This window comes from Deltaproteobacteria bacterium (assembly GCA_009930495.1).
Lineage (GTDB): Bacteria > Desulfobacterota > Desulfovibrionia > Desulfovibrionales > Desulfomicrobiaceae > Desulfomicrobium.
Genome location: RZYB01000297.1, coordinates 1 through 2,237 on the forward strand (window position 1 = coordinate 1; position 2,237 = coordinate 2,237).

Annotated in this window: 2 protein-coding genes; both read left to right on the plus strand. The window is 55.3% G+C overall.

Going from position 1 to position 2,237, the window contains the following annotated elements:
• A partial coding sequence (locus EOL86_13985; GenBank protein NCD26683.1) for an HDOD domain-containing protein occupies nt 1-1,179 on the plus strand: 1,179 nt, incomplete at its 5' end.
• A gap of 46 nt (nt 1,180-1,225) precedes the next feature.
• Nucleotides 1,226-2,005, plus strand: coding sequence for a prepilin peptidase (locus tag EOL86_13990; protein ID NCD26684.1), 780 nt, complete (start codon nt 1,226-1,228; stop codon nt 2,003-2,005).
• The last annotated feature ends 232 nt before the right edge of the window (nt 2,006-2,237 follow it).

Consider the following 2,237-nt stretch of genomic DNA (forward strand, 5'->3'; position numbering starts at 1 on the left):
GACATGCGCATTTGGGGATATGAGCTGCTTTTCCGCGATGGCAAGGACATGCGGGCCGCCGTGATTCTCGATGGTGATCAGGCCACGACGCGGGTTATCGCCGACGGGTTTACCCTGGCCTCCCAGGGTATGCGCGAGGGCGCCAGGGCACTCATCAATTTTCCGCGCAATGTTTTGGTGGGGTCAGCCCCGTATGTGCTTCCCCCGGACCGATGCGTGGTGGAGATTCTGGAGACCGTTGCGCCGGACGGCGACGTTTTGGAGGCCTGCCGGCATCTCAAGGACGCGGGCTATCTGTTGGCTTTGGACGACTTCGTGGGTCAGCCGGGGTTTGAACCCCTGTGCGCCCTGGCGGACATCATCAAGGTCGATATTCTGCGCAAGACCCCGGCCGAGGTGCGGGCCATTGTCCAGGGTCTGGCCCCGTACAAGGCGGCCTTGCTGGCGGAAAAGGTCGAAAACCAGGAGATGTTCGCGGTTTGCGGGAAACTTGGATTCACCTTTTTTCAGGGCTATTTTTTCAGTAAACCGGAAGTTATTCCGGGGCGGAAGATTTCGGTCGGCGAACTGGCCAAGATCAAATTGCTCAAGGAACTCAGCGAGCCCGACACGGATATCGATCGTTTGGTGGAGGTCATTCAGACGGATTTGTCCATTTCGTACCGTTTGTTCCAGTACATCAATTCAGCTCGGTTTGGACTTAGGGGCAAGATCGAATCCGTGCATCGCGCCGCGACCATGCTCGGGCGTCGAAACCTGCGCCTGTGGCTGCAGGTGATCATTCTTTCGGACATGAGCACTTCGGACAAGGCCCAGGAGCTGGTCCGTATTTCGGTGCAAAGGGGACGCTTCCTGCAGCTTCTGGCCGAGGAAGGCTACACGCCCCTGGGACCTGACAGCATGTTCTTGCTTGGTTTTTTTTCGATGCTCGACGCTATCTTGAATCAGCGCATGGAGCAGATTTTGGAGGACATTCCCCTGGACATCCGGATTAAATCGGCCTTGACCGACAGGTCCGGGGTCCATGCCGCCTGGCTGTCCGTATTACGCGATCTCGACAGTTGGGACTGGCCGGCTGTCGCGGACAAGGCGCCCAAGCTGGGTGTTCCGCTGGATTTGGTTGGCATGCTCAATCTGGAAGCCTGGACCTGGATGATCGAGGTCATGCAGGGTACGTGACCACGGTGTCATTTGTTTACAATGTGCGCGGGGAGCAAGGACTATCATGCGTGATCTGTTACTGGGACCGGCCTTTCCTTTTTTTGCCTTTGTCCTTGGTCTGTGTCTTGGAAGTTTCTACAATGTCTGCGTGCACCGCTACCTGACAGGTCAGTCCGTTGTCTGGCCGGCTTCGCATTGCCCGACCTGCGGTCATGTCCTTTCCTGGTGGGAAAATATCCCCGTGCTTTCCTATGTCCTGCTGCGGGCTCGCTGCCGATCCTGCAAGGGCGTCATTCATTGGCGCTACCCGGCCCTGGAGCTGCTGTCCGGACTTTTGGCCCTGATCCTGGCCACGCGCTTTGGCCCTGGCCTGGACTGGGTGACGTACATGGCTTTCAGCGGCATTTTTCTCGTGGCCAGTTTTATTGATCTGGATTCGTTTATCCTGCCCGATATCCTGACCTATCCAGCCGCTGTTTTGGCGTTGTGCACTCCTTTGTTTCTGTCCGTGGACTGGGCCGAGACCCTTCTTGGCAGCGCCCTTGGCGCCGGGTCGTTTTTGGTGTTGCGTCTCGTTTATCTGCGAGTGCGAAAAATAGACGCCCTGGGCATTGGCGATATCAAACTCATGGTCAGCCTGGGCGCCTTGGTCGGGTTGTCCAAACTGCCGCTCATGATCCTGCTTTCGGCCTTGACCGGACTTTTGGTTTCGGTCGTGTATCTGCGCCGTTCCCCGGACAAGGGACTGCGTACCGCCATCCCTTTTGGTCCGTTTTTGTGCCTGGGAGCCATGTTGACCCTGCTTTGGGGAGAGGAAATGCTGTTCTTTTTTCTGCAGTATTGATCGCCTGATCGGTAGTGTTCATGGTCATGGATTCTATATTGTGAAATAATGAACACTGGTTGGTTGATCAATGTGTTTCTTTTATATTTACCAAAGCATTCAAGCTAGATAAAAAGCCTAGTCCTCTCTTGACGATGCCTGCCCGTTGGATTAGCCCGAATTTTTCTTGGAAAAACGAGATTATGCGTTCCTTGTCGATGCTTCTCCAGGCAAGTAAGTTAACCGTTTTTTT